Origin of the sequence: Pseudomonas sp. B2021 (assembly GCF_018135665.1) — a bacterium.
GTDB lineage: Bacteria > Pseudomonadota > Gammaproteobacteria > Pseudomonadales > Pseudomonadaceae > Aquipseudomonas > Aquipseudomonas lactis.
In genome coordinates, this window is sequence record NZ_SMOF01000001.1 from 521,950 (window position 1) to 548,902 (window position 26,953).

General features: G+C 57.9%; 23 protein-coding genes, 2 tRNA genes and 1 pseudogene. 7 read left to right on the forward strand and 19 right to left on the reverse strand.

The features are described from left to right. Window positions 1–63 precede the first annotated feature (63 nt). From E1K68_RS02345 to E1K68_RS02400, 12 genes and pseudogenes are all read right to left on the reverse strand, one after another. The gene (locus E1K68_RS02345; protein WP_087149706.1) at window positions 64–984 is read right to left on the reverse strand and encodes a LysR family transcriptional regulator; all 921 of its coding nucleotides are present in this window, start codon (window positions 982–984) and stop codon (window positions 64–66) included. Window positions 985–1,558: 574 nt separating this feature from the next. Continuing rightward, complete coding sequence (locus E1K68_RS02350) at window positions 1,559–3,931, reverse strand: DEAD/DEAH box helicase (protein WP_212613741.1); 2,373 nt, start codon at window positions 3,929–3,931, stop codon at window positions 1,559–1,561. Between the two features lie 299 nt (window positions 3,932–4,230). After that, a pseudogene (locus E1K68_RS02355) lies at window positions 4,231–4,413 on the reverse strand (integrase); the annotation flags it as partial. Window positions 4,414–4,472: 59 nt separating this feature from the next. Continuing rightward, window positions 4,473–5,381, reverse strand: coding sequence for an ImmA/IrrE family metallo-endopeptidase (locus E1K68_RS02360; RefSeq protein ID WP_003187750.1), 909 nt, complete (start codon window positions 5,379–5,381; stop codon window positions 4,473–4,475). Between the two features lie 17 nt (window positions 5,382–5,398). After that, window positions 5,399–5,710: a hypothetical protein gene (locus E1K68_RS02365; RefSeq protein ID WP_003187751.1), complete on the reverse strand. Its 312-nt coding sequence runs from the start codon at window positions 5,708–5,710 to the stop codon at window positions 5,399–5,401. A 9-nt stretch (window positions 5,711–5,719) separates the two neighbouring features. After that, entirely contained in the window at window positions 5,720–6,037 is a 318-nt protein-coding gene (locus E1K68_RS02370; RefSeq protein ID WP_338131843.1) for a colicin E3/pyocin S6 family cytotoxin, read from the reverse strand. A 149-nt stretch (window positions 6,038–6,186) separates the two neighbouring features. After that, a tRNA-Thr gene (locus tag E1K68_RS02375) sits at window positions 6,187–6,262 on the reverse strand. 488 nt (window positions 6,263–6,750) lie between these two features. Continuing rightward, window positions 6,751–7,938 carry a methyltransferase gene (locus E1K68_RS02380; protein WP_212613742.1) on the reverse strand — a complete coding sequence of 396 codons (1,188 nt, stop codon included), beginning with the start codon at window positions 7,936–7,938 and terminating at the stop codon, window positions 6,751–6,753. Next, window positions 7,919–8,608: an ABC transporter permease gene (locus E1K68_RS02385; protein WP_032803763.1), complete on the reverse strand. Its 690-nt coding sequence runs from the start codon at window positions 8,606–8,608 to the stop codon at window positions 7,919–7,921. The genes E1K68_RS02380 and E1K68_RS02385 overlap by 20 nt, the downstream gene beginning before the upstream one ends. 38 nt (window positions 8,609–8,646) lie before the next feature. Next, window positions 8,647–9,342, reverse strand: coding sequence for an ABC transporter permease (locus E1K68_RS02390; RefSeq protein ID WP_005783890.1), 696 nt, complete (start codon window positions 9,340–9,342; stop codon window positions 8,647–8,649). A 74-nt stretch (window positions 9,343–9,416) separates the two neighbouring features. Continuing rightward, window positions 9,417–10,169, reverse strand: coding sequence for an ABC transporter substrate-binding protein (locus tag E1K68_RS02395; RefSeq protein WP_003187758.1), 753 nt, complete (start codon window positions 10,167–10,169; stop codon window positions 9,417–9,419). Between the two features lie 13 nt (window positions 10,170–10,182). Beyond that, the gene (locus E1K68_RS02400; RefSeq protein WP_003187760.1) at window positions 10,183–10,956 is read right to left on the reverse strand and encodes an ABC transporter ATP-binding protein; all 774 of its coding nucleotides are present in this window, start codon (window positions 10,954–10,956) and stop codon (window positions 10,183–10,185) included. A 555-nt stretch (window positions 10,957–11,511) separates the two neighbouring features. On the opposite strand from E1K68_RS02400, the gene gabP reads away from it, so the two are divergent. After that, on the forward strand, window positions 11,512–12,903 hold the full coding sequence (gabP, locus tag E1K68_RS02405) for a GABA permease (RefSeq protein WP_003187762.1): 1,392 nt from the start codon (window positions 11,512–11,514) through the stop codon (window positions 12,901–12,903). Between the two features lie 136 nt (window positions 12,904–13,039). On the opposite strand, the gene E1K68_RS02410 is transcribed toward gabP, so the two are convergent. Beyond that, the gene (locus tag E1K68_RS02410) at window positions 13,040–13,453 is read right to left on the reverse strand and encodes a hypothetical protein (RefSeq protein WP_169913079.1); all 414 of its coding nucleotides are present in this window, start codon (window positions 13,451–13,453) and stop codon (window positions 13,040–13,042) included. 158 nt (window positions 13,454–13,611) lie between these two features. Here E1K68_RS02410 and E1K68_RS02415 point away from each other — a divergent pair, with 158 nt between their 5' ends. Both E1K68_RS02415 and E1K68_RS02420 read left to right on the forward strand, forming a co-directional pair. Beyond that, window positions 13,612–14,577, forward strand: coding sequence for an arsenic resistance protein (locus tag E1K68_RS02415; RefSeq protein ID WP_212613743.1), 966 nt, complete (start codon window positions 13,612–13,614; stop codon window positions 14,575–14,577). An 87-nt stretch (window positions 14,578–14,664) separates the two neighbouring features. Next, complete coding sequence (locus tag E1K68_RS02420) at window positions 14,665–16,272, forward strand: glycosyltransferase family 39 protein (RefSeq protein WP_212613744.1); 1,608 nt, start codon at window positions 14,665–14,667, stop codon at window positions 16,270–16,272. Between the two features lie 36 nt (window positions 16,273–16,308). Here the strand turns inward: E1K68_RS02420 and E1K68_RS02425 are convergent, their stop codons facing one another. Both E1K68_RS02425 and E1K68_RS02430 read right to left on the reverse strand, forming a co-directional pair. Further along, window positions 16,309–16,980 (reverse strand): hypothetical protein, encoded by a 672-nt coding sequence (locus tag E1K68_RS02425; RefSeq protein ID WP_003187766.1) that lies wholly within the window; start codon window positions 16,978–16,980, stop codon window positions 16,309–16,311. A 163-nt stretch (window positions 16,981–17,143) separates the two neighbouring features. Continuing rightward, the gene (locus E1K68_RS02430; RefSeq protein WP_003187767.1) at window positions 17,144–18,082 is read right to left on the reverse strand and encodes a LysR family transcriptional regulator; all 939 of its coding nucleotides are present in this window, start codon (window positions 18,080–18,082) and stop codon (window positions 17,144–17,146) included. Between the two features lie 101 nt (window positions 18,083–18,183). Between E1K68_RS02430 and E1K68_RS02435 the strand changes: the two genes are divergently transcribed. Genes E1K68_RS02435 through E1K68_RS02450 form a run of 4 tightly spaced genes read left to right on the forward strand, consistent with a single transcriptional unit; the run spans window position 18,184 to window position 22,964 of the window. Beyond that, window positions 18,184–19,080, forward strand: a complete 897-nt coding sequence (locus E1K68_RS02435; protein WP_032894039.1) for an EamA family transporter — start codon at window positions 18,184–18,186, stop codon at window positions 19,078–19,080. Window positions 19,081–19,138: 58 nt separating this feature from the next. Then, window positions 19,139–19,522 (forward strand): cupin domain-containing protein, encoded by a 384-nt coding sequence (locus E1K68_RS02440; protein ID WP_032894038.1) that lies wholly within the window; start codon window positions 19,139–19,141, stop codon window positions 19,520–19,522. Continuing rightward, window positions 19,522–21,180: a CoA-transferase gene (locus E1K68_RS02445; protein ID WP_244858770.1), complete on the forward strand. Its 1,659-nt coding sequence runs from the start codon at window positions 19,522–19,524 to the stop codon at window positions 21,178–21,180. The genes E1K68_RS02440 and E1K68_RS02445 overlap by 1 nt, the downstream gene beginning before the upstream one ends. A 56-nt stretch (window positions 21,181–21,236) precedes the next feature. Continuing rightward, window positions 21,237–22,964 (forward strand): FAD/NAD(P)-binding protein, encoded by a 1,728-nt coding sequence (locus E1K68_RS02450; protein WP_212613745.1) that lies wholly within the window; start codon window positions 21,237–21,239, stop codon window positions 22,962–22,964. A 128-nt stretch (window positions 22,965–23,092) separates the two neighbouring features. Here the strand turns inward: E1K68_RS02450 and E1K68_RS02455 are convergent. The 4 genes from E1K68_RS02455 to E1K68_RS02470 all read right to left on the reverse strand — a co-directional run bounded on the left by E1K68_RS02455 (window position 23,093) and on the right by E1K68_RS02470 (window position 26,821). Beyond that, window positions 23,093–23,168 (reverse strand) — tRNA-Phe (locus E1K68_RS02455). Between the two features lie 103 nt (window positions 23,169–23,271). Continuing rightward, window positions 23,272–23,544: an oxidative damage protection protein gene (locus E1K68_RS02460; RefSeq protein ID WP_017529562.1), complete on the reverse strand. Its 273-nt coding sequence runs from the start codon at window positions 23,542–23,544 to the stop codon at window positions 23,272–23,274. Beyond that, window positions 23,541–24,608: an A/G-specific adenine glycosylase gene (gene mutY / locus E1K68_RS02465; RefSeq protein ID WP_192002188.1), complete on the reverse strand. Its 1,068-nt coding sequence runs from the start codon at window positions 24,606–24,608 to the stop codon at window positions 23,541–23,543. The genes E1K68_RS02460 and mutY overlap by 4 nt, the downstream gene beginning before the upstream one ends. Beyond that, on the reverse strand, window positions 24,605–26,821 hold the full coding sequence (locus tag E1K68_RS02470) for an AsmA family protein (RefSeq protein ID WP_094774382.1): 2,217 nt from the start codon (window positions 26,819–26,821) through the stop codon (window positions 24,605–24,607). The genes mutY and E1K68_RS02470 overlap by 4 nt, the downstream gene beginning before the upstream one ends. Between the last annotated feature and the right edge of the window lie 132 nt (window positions 26,822–26,953).

Sequence of the window (26,953 nt, forward strand, 5' to 3'; positions counted from 1 at the left end):
TGAATTTTTTCCCATACTGGATCAACGCCGACTGACACAGGGCGCTTGATCAGCTTGTTGCCTTTAATCATTGTCGTAGAAGCAGGCCTCAACGTAATTCATGGCGGCCTGGATTGAGGGGATCGCACGGAAGTCTTCGTGCACGCCTAGCCAGACGTCCACCATCAACGGGTCTGCAAGCTCAAGCCGGCAAAGCTGTGAGCTATGTTGCACTGCGAAGCTGGGCAGCAGCGCAATGCCCACGCCGGCCTCGGCTGCCCGGACCTGCAGCTCGACCGTTTTCGCTTTGAGGACGCATGGACGATCCCCGACAATTTTTTTTAGCCAGTCATTTTGAGGAAGTGTCATGGCTTCGGCTTCGTAGCCGATGAACTCATATTGCTCGGGGGAGCGGTCTTGGAGATAGGTCTTGGCGCCATAGAATGAAAAGGAGGCCGAACCTATCCGCCGCGCGACAATGCCAATTTGGCGAGGCTTGGCGAAGCGAATGCACAGATGTGTCTGGCACTTGGACAGAGACGAATACTGGCTATCGCCTAGAAGACGCAAAACTATGTTCGGATGCGTTGACCGGAAACGTCCTAGGTTGGGGATCAGTTTCTCGGAGGTAACGGAAGGCGGGGCGCTGACCGTCACCTCGACAACTTGCTGGGTTTGCGCGGCTGCGACAGCCAGACGTTCAATCGCCTCCGTTTGAGTCTCGATCTGTTTTCCCAGGTCTGCGAGTTTGCGCCCGACCGTTGTAAGTTCGTACAGGCGCTTTCTACGATCAACTAATTTTACACTGAGTGATTTTTCAAGCGCCGCGATACGTCGAGACACAGTAGCATGCTCGACGCCCAAGACACGCGCCGCTCCACTCAAGGAGTTCACTTGGGAGAACGCCACGAAGTAACGGAGGTCTTCCCAGTTTAAATGTGCTGTTTGACAGGATATAGCTGGCTCTGCATTCGACGCGATTCTATTCCTGGATGCTATATTCATTTAATATTTCCTTATATCAATAGCAACGGTAAAAAATGTCGGGCACAACCGACGGCGTAGTAATTATCCAGGCAGGCTCAATGCTGGATAAGTCCTATTGGATCCAATGTGGAAACTGAATCGCATCGATGTTATGTGTTTGCGCAGGGTCTATGTGCGTCGCAAATGTCAGATCACAAAGGACAAAACTGTCCGATATTTTGGTGACTCGCGTTGTGTTTTTTTGGTAGGGAGAGGGCGATGCAATTGGCAGATGTGGAGCGGCGATAGGAGGTTACCGCGTCATCGGGGTGCGCTGAAGTGTAGTGCTTAATTTCCAAACCGCAGAAACCACAAAGCCCCGCATTGCGGGGCTTCTAGATATGGTGGCACCAGGAATCGAACGATTTTATAAGTTATTGAATTAGCTAATTAATACTCGAAGGCCTGTGCGATTCTACCTCTAAAACTACCTCAGGGTCCTCTTCTTGCTTGACGTGACTAACGGCGAAGGGCCGGAGTTGCCCCCACAGCGGCCGGTCATTCGTCTATCAGAGTTGGGCCGTTGATGCGTCAACTGTTAACCACGGTAGAGTTAGGGTAGGTCCATGGTGGCCATGGAGTCAGCCATGCGGTAGCCCATCGCTTTGTAACCCGCCTGGCGCTTATCCCACATCCTCATCAGCGCGACATTACCCTCGTCAACGAAGTCGATCACTCGCACGTCGGCCTTATCGGCATGTGATCGATGCAACCGCCCCGCATATTGCTGAAGGATTCCCTTCCATGAGATGGGCATTGCCAGCACCAGCGTGTCCAACGGCGGATGATCGAAGCCTTCACCTACTAGTTTTCCTGTTGCCAAAAGCACTCGTGGAGCATCAGGGGGAAGGGACTCAAGCTCATGCATACGGGAAATTCGCTGTTTCTTAGGCACTCGCCCATGAAGCGTGAAAAGGTTATGCACGCGCTGCTTCAATTCTAATTCAAGGGCATCTACATGTTCCGTCCGCTCCGTTAGCACTAGAATTTTTCTACCCTCGTTGTACGCCAGCTCAATCTCCGAGACGATTTTGGCTGTCCGCTCAGAGTCGTCGGCTAGACGCCGAAAAACGTCCTGAATCCCAAAGCTGTCGGGGACCACTATTGGTTTGGGCAGCAATCGAGGCACGACAGAGAGGTCATGGGGCGCACTCGCTGGTCGAGCAGCAGAATGTCGGATCGGTCCGCATTGCATAAAAATAATGGGCTGCTGTCCATCTCGGCGCACTGGGGTTGCTGTGAGTCCCAATACGTACCGTGCGGTCGCGCTCCTTAGTAGTGCCTCGAATGACACTGCTGATAGGTGATGACACTCATCAACGATGATCTGGCCGTAGTTTTTTACCTGATCGCTGATCTCGCCTTTTCGCGATAGCGACTGCATGACGGCAATGTCGATGATGCCTGTAAGCTTCGCTTTTCCGCCCCCAAGAGTACCAACGACACCATTCCCGACTCCCAAGAACGCCTGCAAGCGCTCTTGCCACTGCCTTAACAGTTCCGTCCGATGCACAAGCACCAACGTGTTAATGCCACGTGCGGCAATCAACGCAGCGGCACTCACCGTTTTACCGAAAGCTGTCGGTGCGCAGAGGATACCGGTGTCATGACTTAGCATTGCGCTGATAGCAGCTTCTTGGTCAGAACGCAGGGTCCCGAGAAAGCTCACGTCGATGGGGTCGCCCGCGAAGCGTTCGTCTTTAAGAATAGGGGTAACCCCGTTTTCCTCTAAAAGCTCCAGCGCAGCATCCAAACAGCCACGTGGTAACGCAATATGTTTGGGGAAGTTCTGGGCACAACCGATAATCCTTGGCTTGTTCCACACTGACATGCGCATTGCCTGAGCTTTGTAGAACTCAGGATTTTGAAAGGCAGCGAGCCGGACAAGCTGGTTTGCCAATGGCTGTGGCAATTCCGACTTTTCAAAGTAAATTAAGTTAGCCTGCGTGATGTTGACAGCAGCAGGCAACGGGCATGTCAATTTACGTGATCTCGATTCACGATTTTTCCAAGGTTCTGCATCACCTTCGTCATCGACATAGGCGACCCCTAAAGGGTCCAGATTACCCATCGCCTGGATAATAACGGGCTGGATATCTTCTGGACTCATGCGCTGAATCGATGCCAGGAAGGCCCATTGATCAGGATGAGGCTCAAGCGAATCGTCTACAAAAACGCTATTGTTTTGGGCCCTAGCCCGCTTTTGTAAAGGGAGCGCGATGAGATTTCCAAAGCCGCCTTTGGGCATATAGTCCTGGTTTGGAAACAGTCGATCATAGGAGCTGAGCGCCAACTGCCGGGTGCGCTCACAGGCATGACTGATGATTGCGGCACCGAGGCGGCGCGCATCGCAGGCAGGAACATTACGCTCAAAGAAAACCCAGGCATGAGCTCCTTGGCCTGAGCGCGATATTTCCAGCGCCATCGGCACGTTCAGCTCATGACATGACTGCGCAAAAGCCTTGGAATCATCACGCCATTCGGCCTCATCGAAGTCGACCGCCAAAAAATAACAAGTGTCATCAAAGAGTAGGGGGTAGATACCAACGACCACTTCGCCCGCCAGATGGCGATAGACCACCTCATCGGTCAGCGGAAGCAGCTGGCGGTTACCGCAGTCGCCACATTTAATTCGGGGCTTCTCACAAACGCCAGGCCTCCATTCGTTTGCGCAAGCGGGTGCGTATCCTGATTTGCCTGCCTTGCTTTCCCAGCGGATGGGATAAACGTCCGTCCTACCACGAAACAAGCTTCGGAATAGGGCAAGCTTTCCATCAGTATCGAGTTGCTGTGATTGTTCTGCTTGGACAATCGCTATCTTGACTGGCTCAGCAGGCGGGCGCCATTCGATGCCATGAGCATCCAGCAAGGCTACCAATCTTGCATTCTCAGCCTTTAGCTTCGCCACCAGACTAGTGTCTATCACCGCCTTCAGCCTCTACGTCTCAGGTGAAGCCTGTAGCCTAGAGCTACAACCCTCGGTCCATCAGTAAAACATAGAGGTTATCAAACAACAGAGGTTAGGTTCAGGGGCTCAAGAGGTCCGCCCTAATCCCAATCAAATTGTTGGCTGGATCAATCTGCCAGTTAGGGATACAGAGCGCGCAGTTGCTGGCATTCGGCTAACGTTGAAAATTCCAGGATTTTCCTAGGCGCAGAGTGATCAGGCTTGTGGTCAGCAGGTAGTAGTAGCGCGTCGATTTCGAGTTTGAGTTCATGTGGTGGTTGGGTGATCTGCTCATAGCGTTCGCACGCATAAGCCGCACGCAGTTCGTGGAAGCCTTTGAGGTTGTGCGTATGGAGGATATCTCGGGCGGATCGGACGATCTGCCTTTGGAAGACGAGGTAGATTTCGTTCGGTGCCAGCAGGTTGCTGCTGCCGTCGGGCGAGACCTGTTCGGCGTACCTACCTGGCTTGCTGTCAACGACAGCGCTTCCCCTGATCTTTCCCAAACCTATCTGATCACTCAACCCCGCAGCTTCAGTTCCCTCACCCGTTTGATCACAAACTGTTCAAACAAATGGTGCTTGGTGACCACATCGTACATTTCATATTTTTTGAATGCTCGGATGACGGCTCCGCAGATTTCTGCCTCGTCGAGCGCTTTGTTTTTGCCATAAGCAGCAGCGAGAATGCCGTTCATATTCTGCAAATATCCCTGCATGCCAGTGTCATTCAGGATGTGGGTGAAGACTTCCCGCCACGGCCTTGTGTCTACTTCCCGTATGTCGCGGCCGATGAAGGTCCAGGTCATGTAAAACTGGCCGTCTATTTCAAAGCTTTCGAAACGGCAGTCTGTCTGAAAGGTTTCGCTGCCGACTTCGGCATTTCGTTCTGGAGGATACGGTGCCGTTTGGGATCTTCGACTGCTGAGAACTCTGGATGCGCTGTCCACTTGCACGCAAATCACTGGCTGAATAAGCGGGCGCAATATTTTATTGAATGTTGCTTCTTTGGATGCCCCGGCGAGGGTAAGGACTGAGCGCAAGTACTGCTCCACACTGGAGGCGGCTTTGAATGTTTCACGCAGCCATTCAGATGGCATCAACAGCTCTGCGGCGAAGCGATTGGCTTCGGTCTCCATTTGGTTGTAGGCAGCATCAACTTCGCGGTTCTCCAAGTGGGAGACGATTGTGCCTGTATGCCATGGGATAACTACGTGCCCGATTTCATGGGCCAGTGTAAATTTTCGACGGGTAGCAGGAGCACTCGAGTTGATCAGGATGCGAGGCTTGGTAGCAGCACCAATGCCAATGGTGATTCCGTCCACGCCGAACGGCAGTTCAAGGTACTCAAGCTCCCCATAGGTAGAGGCTAGCTGCTCTAGATCGTACGGCGGTGTCAGCTTGCGGATGGCCAGGACGCGACTGGCCATTTTCTCTTCTGGGGTCACTAGATCTTGCCCACGCTACGTAGCCAGGCTTCGACTTTGGTCGCTTCAGCGACCGATCGCGCGCGCGCAGCAATCGCAAATTTGTCTTGATCGAGTTGGTCCTTAAGAGAGGTGCCGTACTTGTGGGCAGTCAATACAAAAGGTAAGACCGACGGGGTGGTTGACCACAGTTGGTACTCTTCCCACTTCATGCCCAGATATTCATGCAATTGCATGTCGGCACCTTGACGACCCTCGTGCCAGTCCTCGACGAATTGGTCGATCTCTTCTTCCAGCACATCGCCTTTAAGGCAAAGCTCTACAAAATTCATATGAACCTCTCAGTTCGGTTTGATCCTTCGTCCGCGGACGGCAGGTTTCAAAGCAAGCCCGGTTTCAGGGCAGACCGAACCCAGGTGAAAGCCACGTCGGTCGAAGACTTCAAACTCGCCGTGAAGCGAATCCCATGAGTAGTAACGTTGCTCTACGGCATCAAAGTAATACTTACGGCCACCCTCTACATACGCGACTCTGAAACCGCTGACAATAGAAGGATCAGGCCTCGGTTTGCCGCCCATCCGACGTTCCCTTAATCCTGAAAACTGGTCTTGGCATCTTCGCCAAGGAGGGGCGGGACTATACCGTAGCTGGATTGGCATGGGCGGCAGGCTGGAGCGCGGATTCGTTTCAAGAAATCGCAAGCTGCAGGTCAGGGGGGGCAGGCGAAACGCCAAAACGAAAAAACCCGCCAGAAGGCGGGTTTTTCGCGGGTTCCAGAGATTTTGAAAGCTTTCTCTGGAACCTTGTATGGTGCCGGCACCAGGAGTCGAACCCGGGACCTACTGATTACAAGTCAGTTGCTCTACCAACTGAGCTATACCGGCGTGTTAGGGCGACGATTATAGCGATTGGAAAGGTTCTGTAAACCCCTGAATTCTGACTATTTTTGCAAAATCGAAGGTTTCTCGCGATTAGCGCGTTTCCCCCGTGTCTTCACAGGTTGAAAAGCACACGCAAAGTTCGGCTCCAGCTCGCGCAGCAGATCAAGACCAATAGGTTCCAGACCCCCTCCTAACCAGATGTCCAACGAGCTTTACCCCCTTGCCGAACACGCCAAAACAGCCCGCATAAAGCGCCCGTTATGCGCCTGGCACCAGATGCTTATGCACAATCGGTTGGTAACAGCTGTCACGAAACAGCCATTTTGTGCAGCAGTTCTCAACACGCTGCAACTGCCTGTTTTGTGTGCACTTTATTTTGTGAACAAAAAATGACCAGATTGGCTTTTGGCGTGAAGGGCCGGTATCTACGGCCTCTGTAAAGAATTCATCAACAGAGTTATCCACAGGTCGTGTGTAGGATTTTTTGCCCTTTATTGGCGCTCGGCCAGCACCATCAAGTTGCGCGGGGTCAACGACGATTCGCAGAAGCTGCCGACCTCGACGTTGTAGCCCTGTTCCACCATAAACAGTGCCCGATCCAGCACCAACCACAGTTCCAATGGGCGTCGAAACAAGCCTCTCACGATTTCCAGGTTGCGCACCTCGGCCAGGCGCTGCCAGCCGTGGGCCTCAAGTGCCGGCCAATCCTGTTCGCCTGTGGATAAGCCTTTGAGGCTTGCCAATTCCTGGCAATAGTCGGCAAAGGGTTTGTTCAGCCAACTGGCGGGCAGGGAGGGTGTTGGCAGGTAGTCGTCGCAGCCCCGCAGTTGCCGTTGCAGTTGGTCAAAGCCCAAGCGCCGGGCCATGGAGGTGTCTCGTTGTTGGCGTACGCGGTTGCCGGCGGTGACGGTTTCGCTCAGGGGCAGGCCCAGGTCATCAATCGACAGCTGTAGCAATGAGGCGCGCCCGGCGGCGGAAAGGGCCTGATAACTGTCGGCGGTGATGCGGTTGTAGCAGCAGGGCGCTAATGCCAGTTGTTTGCAGCCGGCGGCGCTGGCCAGTTGCAGCAGGCGCACGTGCAGGTCGCCGCAGGCGTGCAGGGCGACGGGTGTGTGTTCGGGCTGGATCGCGACATCCGCCATTACGTCTTGCAGATGATGGGTTGCGGGCAGGCCGTGGCGATCACTCAAGGCTTGGCCGGAGGCGATCAGGGCGGGGTCGTATTCCAGGCAGGTCAGATGTTGGCCGGGTTGCAGCAGGCGACGGCCTAGGTGGCCTTTGCCGGCGCACCAGTCCAGCCAGTGGGCGGGCGTTTGGGAAAAGGTCAGCGCGGCGCCGAAGGCTTCGATCTGTTGCCATTTGCGCCCGGGCACGTCGACATTCAGGCGATGGCGAGCGGGTTCAAGGGCGTGTGTGGGCAACTTATCCACAGTGCCGAGGCGCAGCGCGTCAGCGGCCAGTTGTGGAAAAGGCGCGGGCGCGGGCAGGTCGTGGGGGTGGTTGTGACTGGCTTCGGCCTCGGCCAGCGAGCGCTGGCGCAGCCATTGGGATAAGGCTGGGTGCACGGTTTCCCAGGGCAACTGCAGCTGGGTAAAGGGCCGTGGTCGCCACAGCCCTTGGTGTTCGGTCAGGAATGCATCCAGTGCCTGGAAGCGTGCCTCAACGTCCTTGGCATGCATCGACGCGCAGCCATTTTTCCAGCAGTTTGAAGCCGCGTACCAGTACGTAGGCCATCAGCAGGTAGAACAGCCCGGCGGCGAAGAAGATCTCGACCGGCAGGTAGGTGCGGGCAATGATGGTGCGCGCCATGCCGGTCAGTTCCAGCAGAGTCACGGTGCTGGCCAGGGCGCTGGCCTTGAGCATCAGGATCACTTCGTTGCTGTAGGCCGGCAGGCCGATGCGCGAGGCGCGGGGCAGGATGATGTAGAACAGCGTCTTGGGCTTGGACATGCCCAGGGCGCGCGCCGCTTCGATTTCGCCAGGCGGAATGGCCTGGATCGCACCGCGCAGGATCTCGGCAATATAGGCGGCGGTGTGCAGGGTCATGGTGGCGGTGGCGCACCAGAACGGGTCTCGCAGGTACGGCCACATGAAGCTGTTGCGCACGGCGTCGAACTGCGCCAAGCCGTAATACACCAGGAACAACTGCACCAGCAGCGGCGTGCCACGAAAGAAGAAAATGTAGCCGTAGGGCAGGGCGCTCACGTACCAGCGGCGCGAAGAGCGGGCGATGCCGAGTGGGATCGCCAGCAGCAGGCCGGCGATCACGGCGATTGCCACCAGCTCCAGGGTCAGTGTGGCGCCCTGGGCCAACTTCGGCAGCCACTTGATGATCACGGCCCAGTTCAGGCCCAGGTCAAAGTGCGATAACCAGCTGTAGTCGCCGCTCATTGGGTGCTCCTTGCAAAGCCGCGGGCGGCGCGTTTTTCCAGGAAGTGCATGCTGGTCATCGCCAGTACGGTCAGGCCCAGGTACATGAACGCCGCGACCATGAAGAAAGTGAATGGCTGCTTGGTCACGGTCACGCCGATTTGCGCGTGGCGCATGATTTCTTCCAGGCCGATCACCGACACCAGTGCGGTGTCTTTCATCAGGATCATGAACAGGTTGCCCAGGCCCGGCAGGGCGATACGCCACATCTGCGGCATGATCAGCCGGGTGAAAATCCGAAACTTCGACAGCCCCAACGCCACGCCGGCTTCGCGGTGGCCCTTGGGAATGGCGAGAATCGCGCCGCGAAACACTTCCGTTGCGTAGGCGCCGAAGCACAGGCCCAGGGCGATGACGCCGGCGGCGAAGGCACTCAGCGACAGGTCGGGGTTGCCAAAAAACTCACCCAGGGCGCGCATCAGGTTGACGGTGCCGAAGTAAATCAGCAGCACCCACAGTAATTCGGGAATACCGCGAACGATGGTCGAATACGCACCGCCCAGCCATTGCAGCGGCTTGTATGGCGAAGTCTTGGCCAAGGCGCCGGCAAGGCCGAGCACCAGCCCCAGGCACAGGGCCGTGAGCGCCAGTTTGACGGTCATCAGCGCGCCGGCGGCGAGGGCCGGGCCGAATCCGTAGAGATCGAAATTCATGGTGTTTTCATATCGCGGCAGGCATTGCTAAAAGCCGACGCGCTCACAGGAGCGCGTCGGGCAGGTCGTTCAGATCATTCGATGCTGAACGGGAAGTACTTGTCGTTGATCTTCTTGTAGGTGCCGTCTGCCTTGATCTCTGCCAGGGCTTTGTTCAGGCGCTCGCGCAATGGGTCGCCCTTGCGTACGGCGATACCGATCTTGTCGCTTTCTACTACCGGGTCGCCTTTGAATTCATAGGCCGAACCGTCTTTGCTCTTGAGCCATTCGTACTGCACGTACTTGTCAGCCAGGATGCCGTCTAGGCGACCGGAGGTCAGGTCGAGGTAGGCGTTTTCCTGAGTGTCGTAGAGCTTGGCTTCGGTGTCCGGCAGCTTGTCTTCCAGGTAGGTACCAGCCAGCGTTGCGCGCTGTGCACCGATCACCTTGCCTTTCAGGTAAGCGGCGTCGGTCTTGAAGTCTGCCGTGGCTTTGGGCGCAATGAACTGCAGCTTGTTCGAGTAGTACGGGTCGGTGAAGTCAACCGCCTGCTTGCGCTCGTCGGTGATCGACAGCGAGGACACCAGGAAGTCGAACTTCTTGGCGTTCAGGGCCGGGATGATGCCGTCCCAGTCGGACACATACACTTCGCACTTCTCGACTTTCATCTTGGCGCACAGGGCGTCGCCGATGTCCTTGTCGAAGCCGACGACATTGCCGCTGGCGTCTTTATTGTTGAACGGCGGGTAAGCCGCTTCGATCCCCATCTTCAAGGTTTCTGCCATGGCCGTGGCGCTGAACGCCATCGAGACGGCCGCGGCCAGAAGGAATTTTTTATAGTTCTGCATGCATGTTGCTCCGTTAGCGGTTGCTGGACATGAATTGTTTGCAGCGCGCCGAAAGCGGGTTTTCAAACACCTGCTGTGGCGATCCTTGCTCTTCGACCAGGCCCTGGTGCAAAAACACCACTTCGCTGGATACCTGACGAGCAAAGCCCATTTCGTGGGTGACCAGCAGCATGGTGCGGCCTTCTTCGGCCAGTGCGCGGATCACATTAAGTACTTCCTGGACCATTTCCGGGTCAAGCGCAGAAGTCGGCTCGTCGAACAGAATGACTTTAGGCTGCATCGCCAAGGTACGCGCAATCGCCGCGCGTTGTTGTTGGCCGCCAGAGAGTTGCGCGGGGTAGGCGTGACGCTTGTCGGCAATACCGACCTTGGCCAGCAAGGCCTCGGCCACTTCTATTGCTTCAGCCTTGCTTTGGCCGAGTACGCGCCGAGGGGCCTCGATGATGTTGTCGAGGATGCTCATGTGCGGCCAGAGGTTAAAGTTTTGAAACACAAAACCGATTTCGCTGCGCAGACGGTTGATCTGCTTGCCGTCGGCGGCCATCAGCTCGCCGTTTTTCGCGGCCTTGAGCTTGAGTTCTTCGCCGGCCACCAGGATCTGGCCCTGGTGCGGGTTTTCCAGCAGGTTGATGCAACGCAGGAAGGTGGACTTGCCGGAACCTGAGGAACCCAGGATCGAGATCACATCGCCGTCGCGAGCGGTCAGCGAGATACCTTTGAGTACCTCAAGCTCACCATAGCGTTTATGCAAGTTGCGGATTTCAAGCGCGGGCGTGGCCTGGGCCATGTGCGGTCCTCATTGTGTTCGTTGCGATCTTCGCTGTTGGGCCGCCTTCCTGGCGAGGCGCCAAGCTAGCATAGCGTTTGGATGACAGCCAACAGCGCTGCGGACGGTTAACCGATGGTCTGCGGCAGGGTGTCGCATCGGCGCAGCAGTGTGTCGCGCCATCAACAACCTACAGACGTTTGACCCGGAAAGATCCACAGGCTTCGCGTAAAAAAGGGCGCGATGGTGCCAGCTTTGGCCGGGTGTTGGAAGGGTTAACCGGGCAAACGGTCCATATCAGCCCGCTTATGGGGCGTCACGTACTTTTTGTGTGTGTTTTTGGTGCGTCGGTACGTCGTGAATGTGGGTCGCACGGTAACGCTATAGCGGAATGCCATTGTTCTCAATGACTTGCGATAGGTTGCGAATTGTCCTACAGCCCCCGTCAACTGTGGCTATGAAATATTTTGGCGCAAATCTTGCGTAAAAAATAAAGAACGCCCTGTTGGATTATTTTCACGAGAAAGGCTGCAAGCCGGGCGAACCGTTTTCGCAATTCCTCGCAAAGGTGTGTCAATGAGTAGTACGCAAAGCTCCAATGACCTCGAACAGGGGCTCAAACCGCGTCACGTCACCATGCTGTCGATTGCCGGTGTCATCGGCGCCGGTTTGTTTGTCGGCTCCGGCCATGCGATCGCTGCTGCCGGCCCGGCTGTACTGTTGGCCTATGCAGCCGCCGGCACGCTGGTGGTCTTGGTGATGCGCATGCTGGCCGAGATGGCCGTTGCGTCACCCGATACCGGTTCGTTCTCTACCTATGCCGACCGGGCCATCGGCCACTGGGCCGGTTTCACCATCGGCTGGCTGTACTGGTGGTTCTGGGTGCTGGTGATTCCGCTGGAAGCCAACGCGGCGGCGACCATCCTGCACGCCTGGTTCCCCGACGTGGCGATCTGGGTGTTCACCCTGGTGATTACCTTGTTGCTCACCGCAACCAACCTGTTCAGCGTGAAAAACTACGGTGAATTCGAGTTCTGGTTCGCGTTGATCAAAGTCGTGGCCATCGTCGGCTTTGTGATCCTCGGCCTGGCCGCGATCTTCGGCTTCTTGCCCACCAGCCAGGTCAGCGGCGTTTCGCACCTGTTCGATACCCAAGGTTTCATGCCCAACGGCATGGGCGCGGTATTGGCGGCGATCCTGACCACCATGTTCTCGTTCATGGGCACCGAGATTGTCACCATCGCCGCCGCCGAATCGAAGAACCCGGGCCAGCAAATCACCAAGGCCACCAATTCGGTGATCTGGCGGATTGGCTTGTTCTACCTGTTGTCGATCTTCATCGTGGTGTCCCTGGTGCCTTGGAACGATCCGACCCTGGCGGCCGTAGGTTCCTACCAGACCGTGCTGGAACGCATGGGCATTCCGAACGCCAAGCTGATTGTCGACCTGGTGGTGCTGGTTGCCGTGACCAGCTGCCTCAACTCGGCGCTGTACACCGCCTCGCGCATGCTGTTCTCCCTGGGCCGTCGAGGTGACGCACCGGCCGTGGCCAAGCGTACCAACAAGAGCGGCACGCCTTACTGGGCGGTGTTGCTGTCTACCGGTGCTGCGTTCCTGGCGGTATTCGCTAACTACGTCGCCCCGGCGGCGGTGTTCGAATTCCTGCTGGCCAGCTCTGGCGCCATCGCGTTGTTGGTGTACCTGGTGATTGCCGTGTCGCAGCTGCGCATGCGCCAGAAGCGTACGGCGGCGGGCGAGAAGATCGTCTTCAAGATGTGGCTGTTCCCAGGCCTGACGTACGCGGTAATGGTGTTTATCGTCGGTACGTTGACCATCATGCTGTTCCAGGAAGCGCACCGGGTCGAGATCATCGCCACCGGGGTTCTGAGCTTGCTGGTGGTATTGGCGGGGTTGGTAGTGGCTAGCCGTCGCAAGGCTCAAAGAGTGGGGGCTGCGGCGCTTAACTGACGAGATACGGTGAATAGGGCGCCACAAAACAATGTGGGAGCCGGGGTTGCCCGCGATGACGGACTGCCAGTCGATGTATTCGTCGCCTGACACTCCGCCATCGCGGGCAAGCCCGCTCCCACATTTTTATTTTGTGTCAGTCGGGGGCGTTGGCCAGGGCCTGGGACGCCGCCACGTAATCGGCCTGGAACTGCGGCGACTCAATCCACGCCAGCGCGGCGGCCTCATCATCGCTGTCCGTCGCCCACTGCCGATACTCGATCAGCGCCGCCAGGATAAAGTCGGTCGCTTCCTCTTCGCCTTCCTGCTCCAGCACCAGCGCCAGCAACGGGTGCGCCAGGAATACCGCACACAGCGCCTGCTGGCTGATCTCGCCGGCGGCACGCATTTGGACGAACAGCTCAGTCAAATCCACCGACTCAAGGTCGATGCGGCTGTCGTCGCCCGCGAAAGCATCTGGCTTGGGCGCCACGGCGCGCTGGGTGCGGTTTTGCTTGGCCTTGGCTTTTGCCCGGTGGGCGCGTTTTTGCTGCTTGTTTGGCGAGGCCATGGGCTCGACGTCCTTGGGGTTTGGGTCTAGAGGGTGTATTGAAGCGCAGGTTGGGGTAAATCCCAAGGGTTTCTCGGGCGGCAGTGACTGCTGTAGTGCTCGACCTTCTCTGCGCGGGTACTTAGGCTGACAGTCTAATGACCCACCAGAGCCCGCCCATGACCCGCGACACCCTGGAACACCATCAGGTCCCGATCTACTTCGTTGCCGTATTTGTGGCCGTCACGTTTGGCCTGCTCTGGCCCTTGTCGGCGCAGGGCCTCAGCCTTTGGGTGACACCTGCTATCGCCGTGCTGATGTATGCGATGTTTTTGCAGATCCCCTTTCTTGAGCTGCGCCAAGGCTTGGGCAACAAGCGCTTCATGGCGGCCTTGCTTCTGGCCAATTTCATCCTGGTGCCTGTGCTGGTGTGGGGGTTGACCCGCGGCCTGGTGGAGCGCCCGGCATTGCTGGTGGGCGCTCTGCTGGTGTTGCTGACGCCCTGTATCGACTATGTGGTGGTGTTTACCCATATCGGCAAGGGCGACTCGCGGTCGATGCTGGCGGCAACACCGCTGCTGCTGTTGCTGCAACTGCTGTTGTTGCCGGTCTACCTGGGGCTGATGTTGGGCGAGCAATCCTCCGTGGTGGTGGCTGCAGGGCCTTTTGTCGAGGCGTTCGTGGGGCTGATTGTGGTGCCGATGCTTCTGGCGGTTGTGACCAGCGCTTTCGCGCGGCGGTCGAGCGCCATTAGCCTTTGGAACAGCGCCTGGGCCTGGTTGCCGGTGCCAGCGATGGCCTTGGTGTTGTTTGTAGTGCTGGCTTCGCACATCACGGCAGTGGTGCGGGATATCAATGTGTTACTGCCAGTCATTCCGGTCTACGTGGCCTTTGTATTGCTGGCGCCGCTGATGGGCATTGTGGCCGCACGGCTGTTCGCACTGCCGGCGTTGACGGCGCGGGCGGTGACCTTCAGTGCGTCGACCCGTAACTCGCTGGTGGTTTTGCCATTGGCGCTGGCGCTGCCGGAGGATGTGCGCGGCTTGGCCGCAACGGTGGTGATCCTGCAGACCCTGATCGAACTGGTTGCCGAATTGCTCTACGTTCGCCTGATCCCGGCAGTGGTGTGGCCCACCAGCCGGTAACTGCGTGAATGTTCAGGTCTGTTCAGGCGCCATTCAGGGGCGCGTTCGGCACCATACGCCAGCGCTTCCCACCTGACAGGTCACCCGATGGATCACCGCAACCGTTTTCGCCTGGAGTCACTGGGTATTTTCCTGGTCGCTCTCTTGTTATTCACAGTGGGCATCTGGGATCAGCAGCCCCAGGGTTTTGACGGGCGTTGGGCGCTGTTCATGCAGGAAATGTATCGCCATGGCGCGAGTCTTTTCCCCACCACCTACGGCCAGCCTTACGCGGATTACCCCGGCACCGCGACTTTCTTCAGTTATTTATTTGCCCGCTTGTTTGACGCGCCGAACCACTTGGCAAACGTGCTGCCCACGGCGCTCGCATCGGCGGGGGTGATTGCGCTGATGTACCGCCTGCTGGCGCCCTACAGCCGTGCCTGGGCGCTGCTGACGGTGTTACTGACTCTGCTCACCGCCCAGTTGCTCGAAAAGTCGCGCTCGGTGTGCCTGGACCAGATGGTCGCGTTGTTATGCGTGGCCAGTTTCTACCTGCTGCACACCGGCGAACACCTTGGGTCACGGCTGCGGCAACTGGCGGTGTTCCCGTTGTTCGTCCTGGGTTTCGCGATACGTGGGCCACTGGGGTTGATTGAGGTCTGCGCTGTGGTGTGTGTTTATTGGGCGCTGGGCAAGCCTGGGGAGCGTGTCCGGCAGGTGCTGATCCACGGCGTTGTCGGCTTGGTGTTACTCGCTGCGTGCTGGTGGCTACTGATGAAGCTTGCGCGGTTCAGTGGCGGCGATGCGTTCGCCGATGAAGTCTTCAAGATGCAAGTCGGCGGGCGTCTGGATGAGTCTGGTGAGCCGTTCTACTTCTATTTCCAACTGAGCTTGTACCGCTACTTTCCGGTGGTGCCGCTGGCATTTGCGACCCTGGTTGCGTTGCGCCATCGCTGGCCCGAACGCTGGGCCAATGAGCACCTGCAATTGCTGGTGCGGTTGGGGGGCTGCGGCTTGATGATTCTGCTCGGCCTGTCGGTACCGCACTTCAAGCGCGCTTATTACATTTTGCCGATGGTGCCGATGTTCGCGGCGGTCGCAGCCTTTGGGCTACTGCATGCGCAAGGCTGGCTGGTGCGCGTGCGCCGTGGCTACGAGTGGCTGGTCGCGGCGCTGCCAACGTTATGCGTGGTGGTGTTGTTTGTGTGCCGACACGCCTGGCACAAGCAGGGCTACTGGCCGCAGATTTCCTTGCCGTTGATGATCGGCGCGTTGGTGGTGCTGCAAATCGCGGCGTTGATTGCCTGGCGGCGAGCATGGCGGTTGGTGTGGCTCAGTCTGATCGCGCTGGTGGCGCAATGGCTGTTGCTGGTGACGGTGATAGAGCCGGCCAAGGACCTGCAATTCGATACTCGGCGGTTTGTCAGCCAGGTGGAGGCGTTGCGTGAGGCGCAGCCGGGCCCTTTGGTGTTTGTCGACCTGGCGCGAGATACCTGGGCTGTGCGCTACATGATGAACCTGGATCACGATGAACAGCCGCTGTTTGTCGGGCGTCGCGAGCTTGAGAAGCTGGCGGTGCTGCCCCGGCCTTCCTGGGTGATTGTGTCGCGCAAGGAGACTGCGCTGTTGAAGGGGTCGCCGGTGGAGCACCTGGCACCGAGCTATCAAGGGCGCTTGAATGACAACCCGTTGATGGTGTTTTTGCTCAAGTAAGGAGGCCCTTGAGCCAAGGGCCTGCCGAGCAGCTGATTACTTGCAACGGAAGCTTTCAGGCATCGTGACCGTGTAATTGCGCTGCACACGGTCCTGGAAATTCAGGTTCTGCAAACCCTGCTGTACCAGAAAGGCTTCTACCTTGGCGGCTTGGCAGTCGTCGTTATAGGACGACGCCCGTAGCAGGTAGACCGCACGCCTGCTCGCTTCATCGCGAGCGGTGACCCGGAAGGTGGTGAGCGTGGTGTAGCCGGTGCGCTCCGAGGTCCCTACCGGGCCGTAGGAAGTGTTTGGGGTGCTGGTGCAGGTCAGTTGGTCGGTCTTTTTCTTGTTCTTCTTGCATTGGGTGGTGGTGCTGTTTGCCACTTGCCCGTATTCGGTGGCGGTGTAGCGATACGTCACCTGCTTGCTGTCGACATCCAGGGTGACGGTCATTTTGATCGGTGCATGGTTCTTGGGCAGTGTGGTGTCGGTATAGACGTTGCGAAAGCCCTGGTCCTGCATGGCGCGAACCATGTCGCGCAGGTAGTAGCGGGCATTGAGCGAGTTTTCATCACTGCCGCCAGTGGAGGTCACCAGCACGGTTGCCTGGCGGTCAAAGTGGTAGTCGGGATCAGGCGTTGCGTTGATTGCTACGTCCAACTGCGTGGCACACCCACTGAGCAGGGCGGTCAGTATTAATAGGGTGCAAAGCAAGAAGCGGGTCATGAAAAAACCTTACAACTGAGATTTGGGTAAAGGCTGAACGATTGAACCCAGAGAAAAATAACCAGCACGGATGATAAAAGCCTGATGGCTTCCCTCTGCCAATCGCAGGCACTAGGCCACTAAGGATACAGGGCAGCGGTCTTGATCGTCATGGCACCCGTGGTTATTCAGCCTTCTGCGGGGCTGGCAACCATCCACCACCGTCTTCGAATTTCTCGATCAGGAAGTCCACAAAGACCCGCAACTTGGGTACGGCAAACTTGCTCGGCAAGAAAATCGCATGAATGCTGTCGCCGAACGTACCCTCTGCAATGTACTTGGGCAAAATCACGCTAAGGCTGCCCTTGCGCAAATCGTCGGCGATGGAGAACGTGGGCAGCAAGCCTATGCCCACACCTTCCATCACGGCCTGCCTCACAGACTCACTGCTGTTGACACAGAAACGCCCTGATACGCGCACTTCGGTCACTTCGCCGTCGCGAAGAAAACGCCAGGATGCTTCCCGCGCCAGGCCATTGATCAAGCAGTTATGTGCGGCCAAATCACCGAGAGTGGCGATGGGGGAGTGGCTGCTTAAATAACCGGGTGTTGCACATAACACGTAGTCGAGTTTGGCTAAGCGTCGGGCTATAAAACTGTCAACGGGCGTACTGGTCAGACGTATCGCAATATCGAACCCCTCTTCGACAATATCCACATAGCGGTCGCTCAAAGAGAGCGTGACGCTGATATCGGGGTAGGCGTTGAGGAATTGCCCAACCAGGTTGCTCAAGTGGAGATTGCCAAAGGCAACCGATGTGGTGACCCGAAGGTGGCCTCGGGGTGCTGATTGCAGGCTTTCGACAGAGTTGAGTAATGCGCTGGTTTCCTCGGTAATCCGAACACCGTGCTGATAGGCAAGTTCTCCCGCTTCTGTGAGCGCGAGGCTTCGCGTGGTGCGGTTTAACAACTTGGCCCCGAGCGTTTCCTCAAGCCTGCGCATTTGTTTGCTGACGGTTGAGGTGGTCGAACCGAAGAAACGGGCCGCTTTGGAGAAACTTTTCAGTTCGACAACTTTAACGAAAACAAAGACATCCGAAATATTATCTGAGAAAGATTCCATTGTTTCTCCAGAGGACACAGGCTTGTTCTTTTTGGCCGTATTGTGCGCAGCGGGTGGGTTAAATACTTTGAATTCTCTAGCGGTTAAACCTTGGAGGATTCATGAAAGCCCTGACCAGAAGTTTCAATATTGCCCTGCCCGCCACTCTACTGCCTTTGCTCTTCATCGTCATGTGGAGTTCCGGTTATGTCGTTGGCAAAGTGGCACTCCCCTTTGTCGGGCCCTACACCCTGATCTTCATTCGCTTTGCCAGTGCCGCGCTGATCCTGCTGGGCGTGGCGCTTGCGACTAAAGCACCGTGGCCGAAATCCCGCGCTCAGTTCGGCCATCTGGTGGTGGTGGGTATCCTGATCCAGGCGCTTCAGTTTGCTGGCTTGTACATGGGGCTGGATCTGGGCGTGTCGGCTGCTGTGGCCGCGCTGATTGTCGGTACGATGCCGGTGTTTACCGCGTTGGGCGCCACCCGGTTTCTTAACGAAAAGGTCAGTCGTGTTGAGTGGCTCGGCTTGGTGGGCGGATTGTTCGGTGTGGCCCTGGTGGTCTATGAACAGCTGGGTGTAAGTGCAACGGCGAGCCTGACAGGTTACTTGTGCGTAGTGCTGGCACTGGTTGGCATCACGGCCGGCAGCCTGTATCAGAAAAAATACTGCACCGGCATGGACTTGCGCACCGGCGGTTTTATTCAGTTGGCCACGGCCTCTTTCGTGATGTTCTTTCTCGCCGACCACTTTGAAAACCTCGCGGTTCAGTGGACCCCAACGATGATCTTCGCGTCCGGCTGGTTGTCACTGGTCAACTCTATTGGCGCTATCAGCATCCTCTACATTCTCATGCGCAAAGGTGAGGCGAGCAAAGTAGCAGGCCTGTTCCATCTTATTCCCGCAGTCACAGCCTTAATGGGCTTTGTATTCCTCGGTGAATCGTTCAGTGCAATTAACGCAGTGGGTTTTGCGATTACCGCACTGGCTGTTTATGCGTGCACCCATGTCAAGAAGTGAACTCAACGTTTAACCCCCCCTATCTAACGCCTCTTTATCCAGCGAACAAGGAAGTATCATGCATACCGGACAAATCCTTAAAGATGTACTCAACGCAGTACGCAGCAAAGAAGCCTTGCCGTGGGTGCCTTATACCGCCAATGGCCGAACCAAGACCGACATCGTGCATTTGTACCAAGGCCCGGAAGTGGATGGCCCATCAGCGGCCCTGGTACGTTATCAGCCGGGTGCCCGTACCCAACGCCACCTTCATCCTGGCTACGAACTGATTTTCGTGCTCGATGGCGTGCTGCATAACGATGCCGGTGCACACCCAGCCGGCACGCTTGAAGTCTGCCCGCCTGACAGTGAGCATGCGCTGTGGAGCGATGAGGGCTGCACCTTCCTGGTGGTGTGGGAAAAGCCCGTGCAGACCGTTTCCCTGGCGCAGGCGCAGGCATGATGGGCGCCCTCAATAGCGGCTTCAACGTCCAGGCGGCCCCGGGAGCTGCGCTCGCAGCGGCCTCGTTCGGCAGTGATTACGTAATGGAGCCAAAGCGCGTCATTACCGCCAGCCAGGCGGCCGCCCTGGTACCCGATAACTGCACGATTACCACTGGGGGGTTCGGCAGTTGCGGGCACCCTGACTTGCTCACCGAAGCACTGGCGGCGCGCTTTGCCGCTACCGCACAGCCATCTGACCTGACCCTGGTTTTTGCGGCCGGGCAGGGTGACAAGGCCAGCCGTGGGCTCAATCAATTGGCTGTCAAAGGCCTGCTGAAAAAGGTGATCGGAGGCTACTGGGCGCTTGCGCCGTCGATAGGCCAGATGGCACTGCGTGGTGAAATCCAAGCGCACAACTGGCCTCAGGGCGTGATAAGCCACTTGTTCCGCTCAATCGCCGGGGGCAAAAGTGGGGTGCTCTCAGGGATCGGCTTGCACACCTTCATCGACCCCAGGCAGGAGGGGGGCAAAGTCGGCCCGGCTACGACTGAAGAGCTGATCTCAGTGGTAAACGTTGGGGGGCGTGAAGAACTTTTCTATCCGTCGATGCCCATCAATGTCGCCTTTTTGCGCGGAAGCCGAGCAGATGTCGACGGCAATATCAGCATGGAGGACGAAGCCAACTTTCAGGACAGCCTCGCCCAGGCGCAGGCCGTTCACAATTGCGGCGGTATCGTCATCGTGCAAGTGATGGAATTGGTCGACCGTAACTCGCTTGATCCTCAGACCATCCGTATTCCGGGGATCTTTGTGGATTATCTGGTTTTATCCACGCCAGACACGCATTGGCAAACCTACGGTGAGGTCAGAAACAACACCTATACCGGGCGGTCACGCTCTGATACCGCCGTCACGCCGTTACCGCTGTGCGCCAAAAAAATCGTCGCGCGCCGAGCCCTGTATGAAATAGCCCGGTACAACGCGCCGATCGTTAACCTGGGTATTGGCACCCCAGAGTTCATTGCAAGGGTGGCGAGCGAGGAGCGCTGCTCCGCCCATGTGCTTACTGTCGAGTCAGGGGTTATCGGTGGGACGCCTGCGCGCGGGCTGTCATTCGGCGCCTCGAGCAACCCTCAAGCGATCCTCGATCAAGCCAGCCAGTTCGACTTCTATGACGGTGGCGGTATCGATCTGGCTTTCCTCGGGTTTGGTCAGGCCGACAGCGGTGGCAATGTCAACATCAGTCGATTCGGCGGGCGGCTCAACGGTGTCGGTGGTTTTATCAACATTTCGCAAAGCGCCAAGCGCGTAGTGTTTTGTGGAACCTTCACGGCCGGTGGTCTGGAGCTGGGGTTTGAATCCGGGCAGTTAAGCATTGAGCGTGAAGGGGATATCACCAAGTTTATCCAGGCCGTTGAGCACATGAGCTTCAATGCCGCACATGCCCAATCGCGCAACTGCCCGATTCTGTTCATCACCGAACGGGCTGTGCTCGTATTGAAGGACGGCCGCTTGATACTCAAGGAAGTTGCGCCGGGTATCGACATCGAGCGCGATATTCTGGCTCGCAGTACGGCCGATATCATCGTGGCTGACCACGTGGAGTTGATGCCCGCGTCGATTTTTCTCCATCAGCCGCTCTCTGTCACGGACAAGTACTGGCGTTCGCGTGACTAACTCATCATTTCATTGATGGCTCTTCATTCTTCGCACTACGCGTTTTGGAAAACACCATGAAAAAAATAACAATTGCCATAGTGGGCGGTGGTTCTGTCGGCGTTGCATATTTTACGCAACTCATTGATGAAGCTGTTCGTCAGGGGCTGAGTCATCATTTGGATGTGCTGATCTTTGAGTCACAGAAAACACCTGGGCCGGGTTATGCGTACCAGGACGACTTTGAGTGCAACTTGCTCAACACGCGAGCCGACGCCATGTCTGCGGTAGCAGGCGACAAGCGGCATTTTATTCGCTGGCTGGAACAGCATGGCGCAGATCAGGCGGTAGATTTTCCACAAACAGTCATCGACGATCACGCCTTCCTGCCGCGCAGCCTGTTCGGCAGATACCTGGCACATCAGTATGAGCAGACGATGGCCGTGGCCCGCGCCCATGGCATTAAGGTCACCGCAGTGACCTCAACCGTCACAGACTTGATCTCACTGTCTGACCAGCGCCCTTGCATTGATACCGAGAGCGGCGTGGCTTACGTGGCGGATCGGGTTGTGCTCAGCATGGGAAACCTGCCATCCACGCGGTTTACTCAGCTCAATGATGTGGCTGGCTTCGTGCGCACCCCATACCCGACACGGGACATGGTACGCAACATACCGGCCAACGCATCGGTGTGTGTGCTAGGGACCGGGCTGTCGGCCATTGACACGGTGCTCTCACTGACGGAAGCCGGGCACCAGGGGAAAATTGTCATGGCATCGCGCACCGGCCGCCTGCCCAGTGTGCGCGGCACCTTTAATCGGCCTCATACACTGACGCATCTGACCCGAGCCCACATCGATAACTTCTGTGATGTAAATGGTGGTCAGCTCAAGCTGCATGACGTTTTTACGATGTTGCTGCGTGAGATCGAGGAGGTTACCGGTGACGCCTTGGACTTGAAGCGCATCTTGAATTCGGGCGCCGGTGTGTTGGACTACATAACGTCCGAGATCATGCAGGCAGACAATGCCGAGCGCCTGTGGCAGTCGGTCATTTACTCGACCAACTCCATTATCGACTACGTCTGGCACCGTCTGTCCCGCGACGACAAGCAGGTATTCCAGACGACATTCGGCAGTCTCTGGTCTTCTTACCGCGTCTCGGTGCCGGTCAAAAACGCCCATAAGTTGCAGGCGTTGCTGAAGGCTGACCGCATACTGGTGCTCGGCGGCGTCAGCCAGGTCACTTACAACGAGGCTTCAAAGGTCTTTGAGACGCGCATTGACGACCGTCGCAGTGCATTCCGTACCGTCATCGAGAGTGAGTATGTCATCAACGCCACCGGGTACTCCGTTCAGGTGGAACACTCTGACGTGCCGCTCGTGGTGAATCTGCTCCGTCGCAAGCTGGCCAAGCCCAATGAGTTCGGCGGCTTTGAGCTGGACTTCGAGACAGGAAGGTTGGTGGGTGCAGCCGGTGAGGCCTGGCCGCATGTCTCGGTACTTGGCAGCCTGGCCACCGGCACGTACTTCTGGACGAATGCGATGGACGTCAATGTCAGGTTGGCCCGGCGTCAGGTTGAAGATGCGCTCAGCGTATTGTCAGGCAGCATCTCTCACACGGCGTTGCCTTCGGCGCGAGTACCTCGTCGTCGCTCTGTCACTCGAAGAGGTCGCACGGCCTCCGCTTCGGCGAGCACCAGGCAGAGTAGACGCTACGGCCTGAAGGCTGCTCAGGGGAACGCAAGCGTGCTTGGGGTACCCGTGCGAGGGGAACTGGCGTCGCCGACGACTCAGCTGGTCTGAGGGCGCTTTGAGCTTGGCCATTTAAATCAGGCCCGCGCAGATCGTTTCGGCTTCGGGACCTGAAGCCGGTTGAATCGCAGGCAATAAAAAACCCCAAGGAACTGCTTCCTTGGGGTTTTTCGGTATTTTGGTGCCCAGAGACGGAATCGAACCGCCGACACGGGGATTTTCAATCCCCTGCTCTACCGACTGAGCTATCTGGGCAACGGGGCGCATTAAACGGGTTTTTCAGGGGGTCGTCAAGCAAGTTTTCAAAAAATATTTAATTATTACCGTCGCTTACGTGCCAACCCCGGTTTTTGATCAATTATTGAGCAGGTGGGACGTAGCCTTCAGCCTGGGCGTATTCCTCGCCGGAAAAGAACTTGTCCATTTCGCCGGCCAGGTATTTACGGTCTTCGGCATTCATCATGTTCAGGCGCTTTTCGTTGATCAGCAGGGTCTGGTGTTTCAACCAGTCGCCCCAGGCTTTGGCGGAGACGTGGTCGTAGATGTCCTGGCCCTTGGCACCTGGGTACGGAGGGCGTTCCAGGGCTGGCAGTTCTTCTTTGTACTTGCGGCACATAACGGTGCGGGTCATGACGAAACTCCTGCGTTCAATACATCGGCCGCGCGCTTCAGCAGTTTTTTCACCGGGGCGGCAAGGCCCAGGCGCGGCGGGGTGGCGAGGTTATACCAGAGCCAGTCGGCCTCGGCCACGTGATGGGCGGATTCCTCAACCTGGACCAGCCAGGGTTCGATGGCCAGCTGGAAGTGGCTGAAGGTGTGGACCAGCCCTGGCAGTTCCTGATGCTTGCCCAGCGCCAGCGCGTGCTGGTTGGCGAGGTGATCCAGGTCTTGCAGGTCGTCCAGCTCCGGCAAGCTCCACAAGCCGCCCCACAAGCCCGTAGACGGGCGACGGTAAAGCAGGATGGCGCCTTCGGCGTTGGCCAGCATCGGCATCAGCGTGCGCTTTTGCGGGATGGTCTTGCGCGGCTTGGGGATCGGATAGCGCGTCTCCAGCCCGAGCATGTGGGCTTCGCAGCCTTTTTCCAGCGGACACAACAGGCAACTCGGTTTGCTGCGGGTGCACAGGGTGGCGCCCATGTCCATCATGGCCTGGGTGTAGGCGTTGACGCGTTCAAAGGGCGTGAAGCGCTCTGCGGTGGCCCACAGCTGCTTGGCCACCTTGGGTTCGCCAGGGTAGCCCTCTTGGGCGGTAAAGCGCGCCAGCACGCGTTTGACGTTGCCGTCGAGGATCGGCGCGCGTAGGCCCATGCTCAGGCTGGCAATCGCGCCAGCAGTGGACAGGCCGATACCCGGCAACTCGGTGAGCTTCTCCACGTCGCGGGGGAATTCGCCGCCGTGTTCGGCCACCACGATCTTCGCGGTCTTTTGCAGGTTGCGCGCCCGGGTGTAGTAGCCCAGGCCCGTCCACAGGTGCAGCACTTCATCTTCCGGCGCGGCGGCCAGGGCTTCGACCGTCGGCAAGGAGGCCATGAACCGGTCGAAGTAGTTGAGCACGGTGCTGACCTGGGTCTGTTGCAGCATGATCTCCGACACCCACACCCGGTAAGGGGTGATGCCCTGCTGCCAGGGCAGGTCGTGGCGGCCATGGCGGTCGTACCAGTCCAGCACCGCTTGTGAAAACTGCTCGTTTCTCATCGGTTGAACAGGCCTTTCAATGCGTCTTTGAGCTTGGGGTTAACCTTGTCGAGCTTCTCTTCCAGCTTCTCGTTAAGGCGATTGCCGGCCGCCTTGAGGGCGACCTGGCCCAGGCCGTCCTTGTCCAGGCGGCAGGCCTTGGCGCCCAGCTCAAGCGGGCCACGGCAGCGCAGCGGCACTTCAATGCCCTGGAAGTTGGCGCCGACCTGGCAGGCCGGGTCCGGCATGTCGCGCTTGTCGCCTTCGACGATGATGCCCACGCGGTAGTCCATGCCCAGCACGCGCAAATCCACATCACCGTTGCCGTTGAGCGTGAGGCCCGGGATACGCACTTTCAGGTCGGGGTTGCTGGCCACGCCGTTACGGAACGTGAGGTTGCCGCGCAGTTCCTGGAAGGGCGTGTCCTTGCCGCCTGGGGTGGTGCTCAGGGTCTTGCGGTTGAGCAGGGCGATTCCGGTACACAGCTGCTGCTCGATGTTGGCATTGAGCAACACGCCGTTGTTGATCACGAGGCTGGCGGTACCGTTGAGGCTCTCGATCAGGGCTTTCTGGCTATTGCCGCGGCCGCTGAGGTTGCTGTCGAGGGTGAGCTGGCCTTTGACCGGCGGGGTTTTCCCTTGGGCCTGCAGGATGCGTTCAACAGGCACCTGCTTGATGTGGCTTTGCAGGGCCAGCACGGGTGTGTCCTGGCGTACGTCAAGTGTGCCGTTAGCCTGGAACGTGCCGTTGTAGAGACCGCCGCTGAGAGTGTCGAGCTTGAGTTGCCCGTCGATGCCGGAAGCTTTGAGCACCGCGTTCTGAATGGGCAGTTGGCTCAGGGTCAGCTCGCCAAAGGCCAGGTCTGCATTCACGTCCAGGCTGCGCAGGCGCGTCAGCGGCAGCAGTTTGTCGTTGCTCCAGGCACCTTTGGTCGGCGCCTCCGGCAATGGCGTGTTGCCGCCTGCCGCCATGGCGCCGGCTTCGCTGCTCTGTACTTCGGCCTGGCGTGCGGCGGTTGCACCTTTGGCAGCTTCGGATTTGGCCGGCAGGTAATTGTCGGCATTGAAAGTATCGCCCTTGAGCTGCACACGCAGTGACTGCTTGGCGAAATCATCCACGGCGACGCGGCCGGTGAAGGTGCTGCCATCGAGCTTCAGGTTCAGGTCTTCCAGGGCGACGCTGGTGGGCGTGCCCTTGAGGCGGCTCACCAGCTCGACCTTGCTCAGGCTGCCTGGGGCCATGGCAGGCAGTGGGTGGCCGATGCTCTCAAGAAACTTGGCCAGGTCAAACTGGGCGACCGACAGGGCGCCGCTGATCTGCGGGGTCTTGTCCAGGTCATTGGCCTTCAGTTCGCCCAAGGCGCGCAGTTGGTTGGCCGCCAGTTTCAGGTTGGTCCATTCGGCGACGTTGGCCGCCAGGTCCACCAGCAATTGGCCCTGGGTGGAGAAACTCACCGTCTTGCCCTGCAACGGCTCACCAGTGGCCTCGCCACTCAAGCGCATGTCTTCGAACTGATAACGCTTGAGCGCACGCTGGATGCGCAAGTTGCCGTTCAGCTCAGTCTTGACCCGCATCAGCGGCTGGTTGCTGCCCAGGAAGGCCGTGAGTTTCAGCGGGATGCTGGCGCCTTCGTGGATAGCACCGGCACTCAGCTGGATGCTCTCGGCACTAAGCTGCTTGCCGGTCTGTTCATCGGTGTATTCGACGCGGGCATTGTTGATGGTCAGGCTGTCGATATCCAGGCGGATCGGTTGCGGCGGTTTTTCCGGCTTGGTTTCAGCCACGGGTTCGACCGGCGCGGGAGCGGGGGTGCCTGTGGTTTCGTCGGGCAGGTTCTTGCCGATGTCTTCCCAGTTGCCATGGCCCTGCTTATCGCGGTTCAGGCGCAGGTTCAGGCCTTCGACACGCACATCGCTCATCTGCACTTCGCGGCGCAGCAGCGGCAGTACGCGCACTGACAGGCCGAGCATCTGCAAGTCGGCAAACGGTTGAGTCGGTGCGGTCAGGGTCGCGACGCTGGCTTCGTGAAGCTCCAGGCCCAGCCAGGGGAACAGGCTCCAGCCGATATCGCCATTGAGCGTCAGCTCGATGTGGGCCTTGTCGCGGGCTATCTGGCGAATTTCTTCTTTGTAGTCGTTGGGATCGAAAAGGTGGGTCAGGGCAAAGCCGAGCGCCACAATGATCAGCAACAGCCCGAGAAGTACCAGACCCAGGATTTTGCCGAACGCTTTCATGGGCGAGTCCTTGTATGTCGATTTCAAAATGTAGCCGCAGAGTATAACGCCCGACGGCCCGCGTCAGTTCACGGATCGTTACATTGTATCCATGGGCGCGGAAATAGGATTTTGACGTCAGAAAAATACAGA

Coding starts and splice junctions, on each gene's coding strand:
- E1K68_RS02345 (WP_087149706.1), bottom strand. CDS start 984: ATGAATATAGCATCCAGGAATAGAATCGCGTCGAATGCAGAGCCAGCT.
- E1K68_RS02360 (WP_003187750.1), bottom strand. CDS start 5,381: ATGGCCAGTCGCGTCCTGGCCATCCGCAAGCTGACACCGCCGTACGAT.
- E1K68_RS02365 (WP_003187751.1), bottom strand. CDS start 5,710: ATGAATTTTGTAGAGCTTTGCCTTAAAGGCGATGTGCTGGAAGAAGAG.
- E1K68_RS02370 (WP_338131843.1), bottom strand. CDS start 6,037: ATGCCAATCCAGCTACGGTATAGTCCCGCCCCTCCTTGGCGAAGATGC.
- E1K68_RS02380 (WP_212613742.1), bottom strand. CDS start 7,938: ATGCATGCCAAGGACGTTGAGGCACGCTTCCAGGCACTGGATGCATTC.
- E1K68_RS02390 (WP_005783890.1), bottom strand. CDS start 9,342: ATGAATTTCGATCTCTACGGATTCGGCCCGGCCCTCGCCGCCGGCGCG.
- E1K68_RS02395 (WP_003187758.1), bottom strand. CDS start 10,169: ATGCAGAACTATAAAAAATTCCTTCTGGCCGCGGCCGTCTCGATGGCG.
- E1K68_RS02400 (WP_003187760.1), bottom strand. CDS start 10,956: ATGGCCCAGGCCACGCCCGCGCTTGAAATCCGCAACTTGCATAAACGC.
- gabP (WP_003187762.1), top strand. CDS start 11,512: ATGAGTAGTACGCAAAGCTCCAATGACCTCGAACAGGGGCTCAAACCG.
- E1K68_RS02410 (WP_169913079.1), bottom strand. CDS start 13,453: ATGGCCTCGCCAAACAAGCAGCAAAAACGCGCCCACCGGGCAAAAGCC.
- E1K68_RS02415 (WP_212613743.1), top strand. CDS start 13,612: ATGACCCGCGACACCCTGGAACACCATCAGGTCCCGATCTACTTCGTT.
- E1K68_RS02420 (WP_212613744.1), top strand. CDS start 14,665: ATGGATCACCGCAACCGTTTTCGCCTGGAGTCACTGGGTATTTTCCTG.
- E1K68_RS02425 (WP_003187766.1), bottom strand. CDS start 16,980: ATGACCCGCTTCTTGCTTTGCACCCTATTAATACTGACCGCCCTGCTC.
- E1K68_RS02430 (WP_003187767.1), bottom strand. CDS start 18,082: ATGGAATCTTTCTCAGATAATATTTCGGATGTCTTTGTTTTCGTTAAA.
- E1K68_RS02435 (WP_032894039.1), top strand. CDS start 18,184: ATGAAAGCCCTGACCAGAAGTTTCAATATTGCCCTGCCCGCCACTCTA.
- E1K68_RS02440 (WP_032894038.1), top strand. CDS start 19,139: ATGCATACCGGACAAATCCTTAAAGATGTACTCAACGCAGTACGCAGC.
- E1K68_RS02445 (WP_244858770.1), top strand. CDS start 19,522: ATGGGCGCCCTCAATAGCGGCTTCAACGTCCAGGCGGCCCCGGGAGCT.
- E1K68_RS02450 (WP_212613745.1), top strand. CDS start 21,237: ATGAAAAAAATAACAATTGCCATAGTGGGCGGTGGTTCTGTCGGCGTT.
- E1K68_RS02460 (WP_017529562.1), bottom strand. CDS start 23,544: ATGACCCGCACCGTTATGTGCCGCAAGTACAAAGAAGAACTGCCAGCC.
- mutY (WP_192002188.1), bottom strand. CDS start 24,608: ATGAGAAACGAGCAGTTTTCACAAGCGGTGCTGGACTGGTACGACCGC.
- E1K68_RS02470 (WP_094774382.1), bottom strand. CDS start 26,821: ATGAAAGCGTTCGGCAAAATCCTGGGTCTGGTACTTCTCGGGCTGTTG.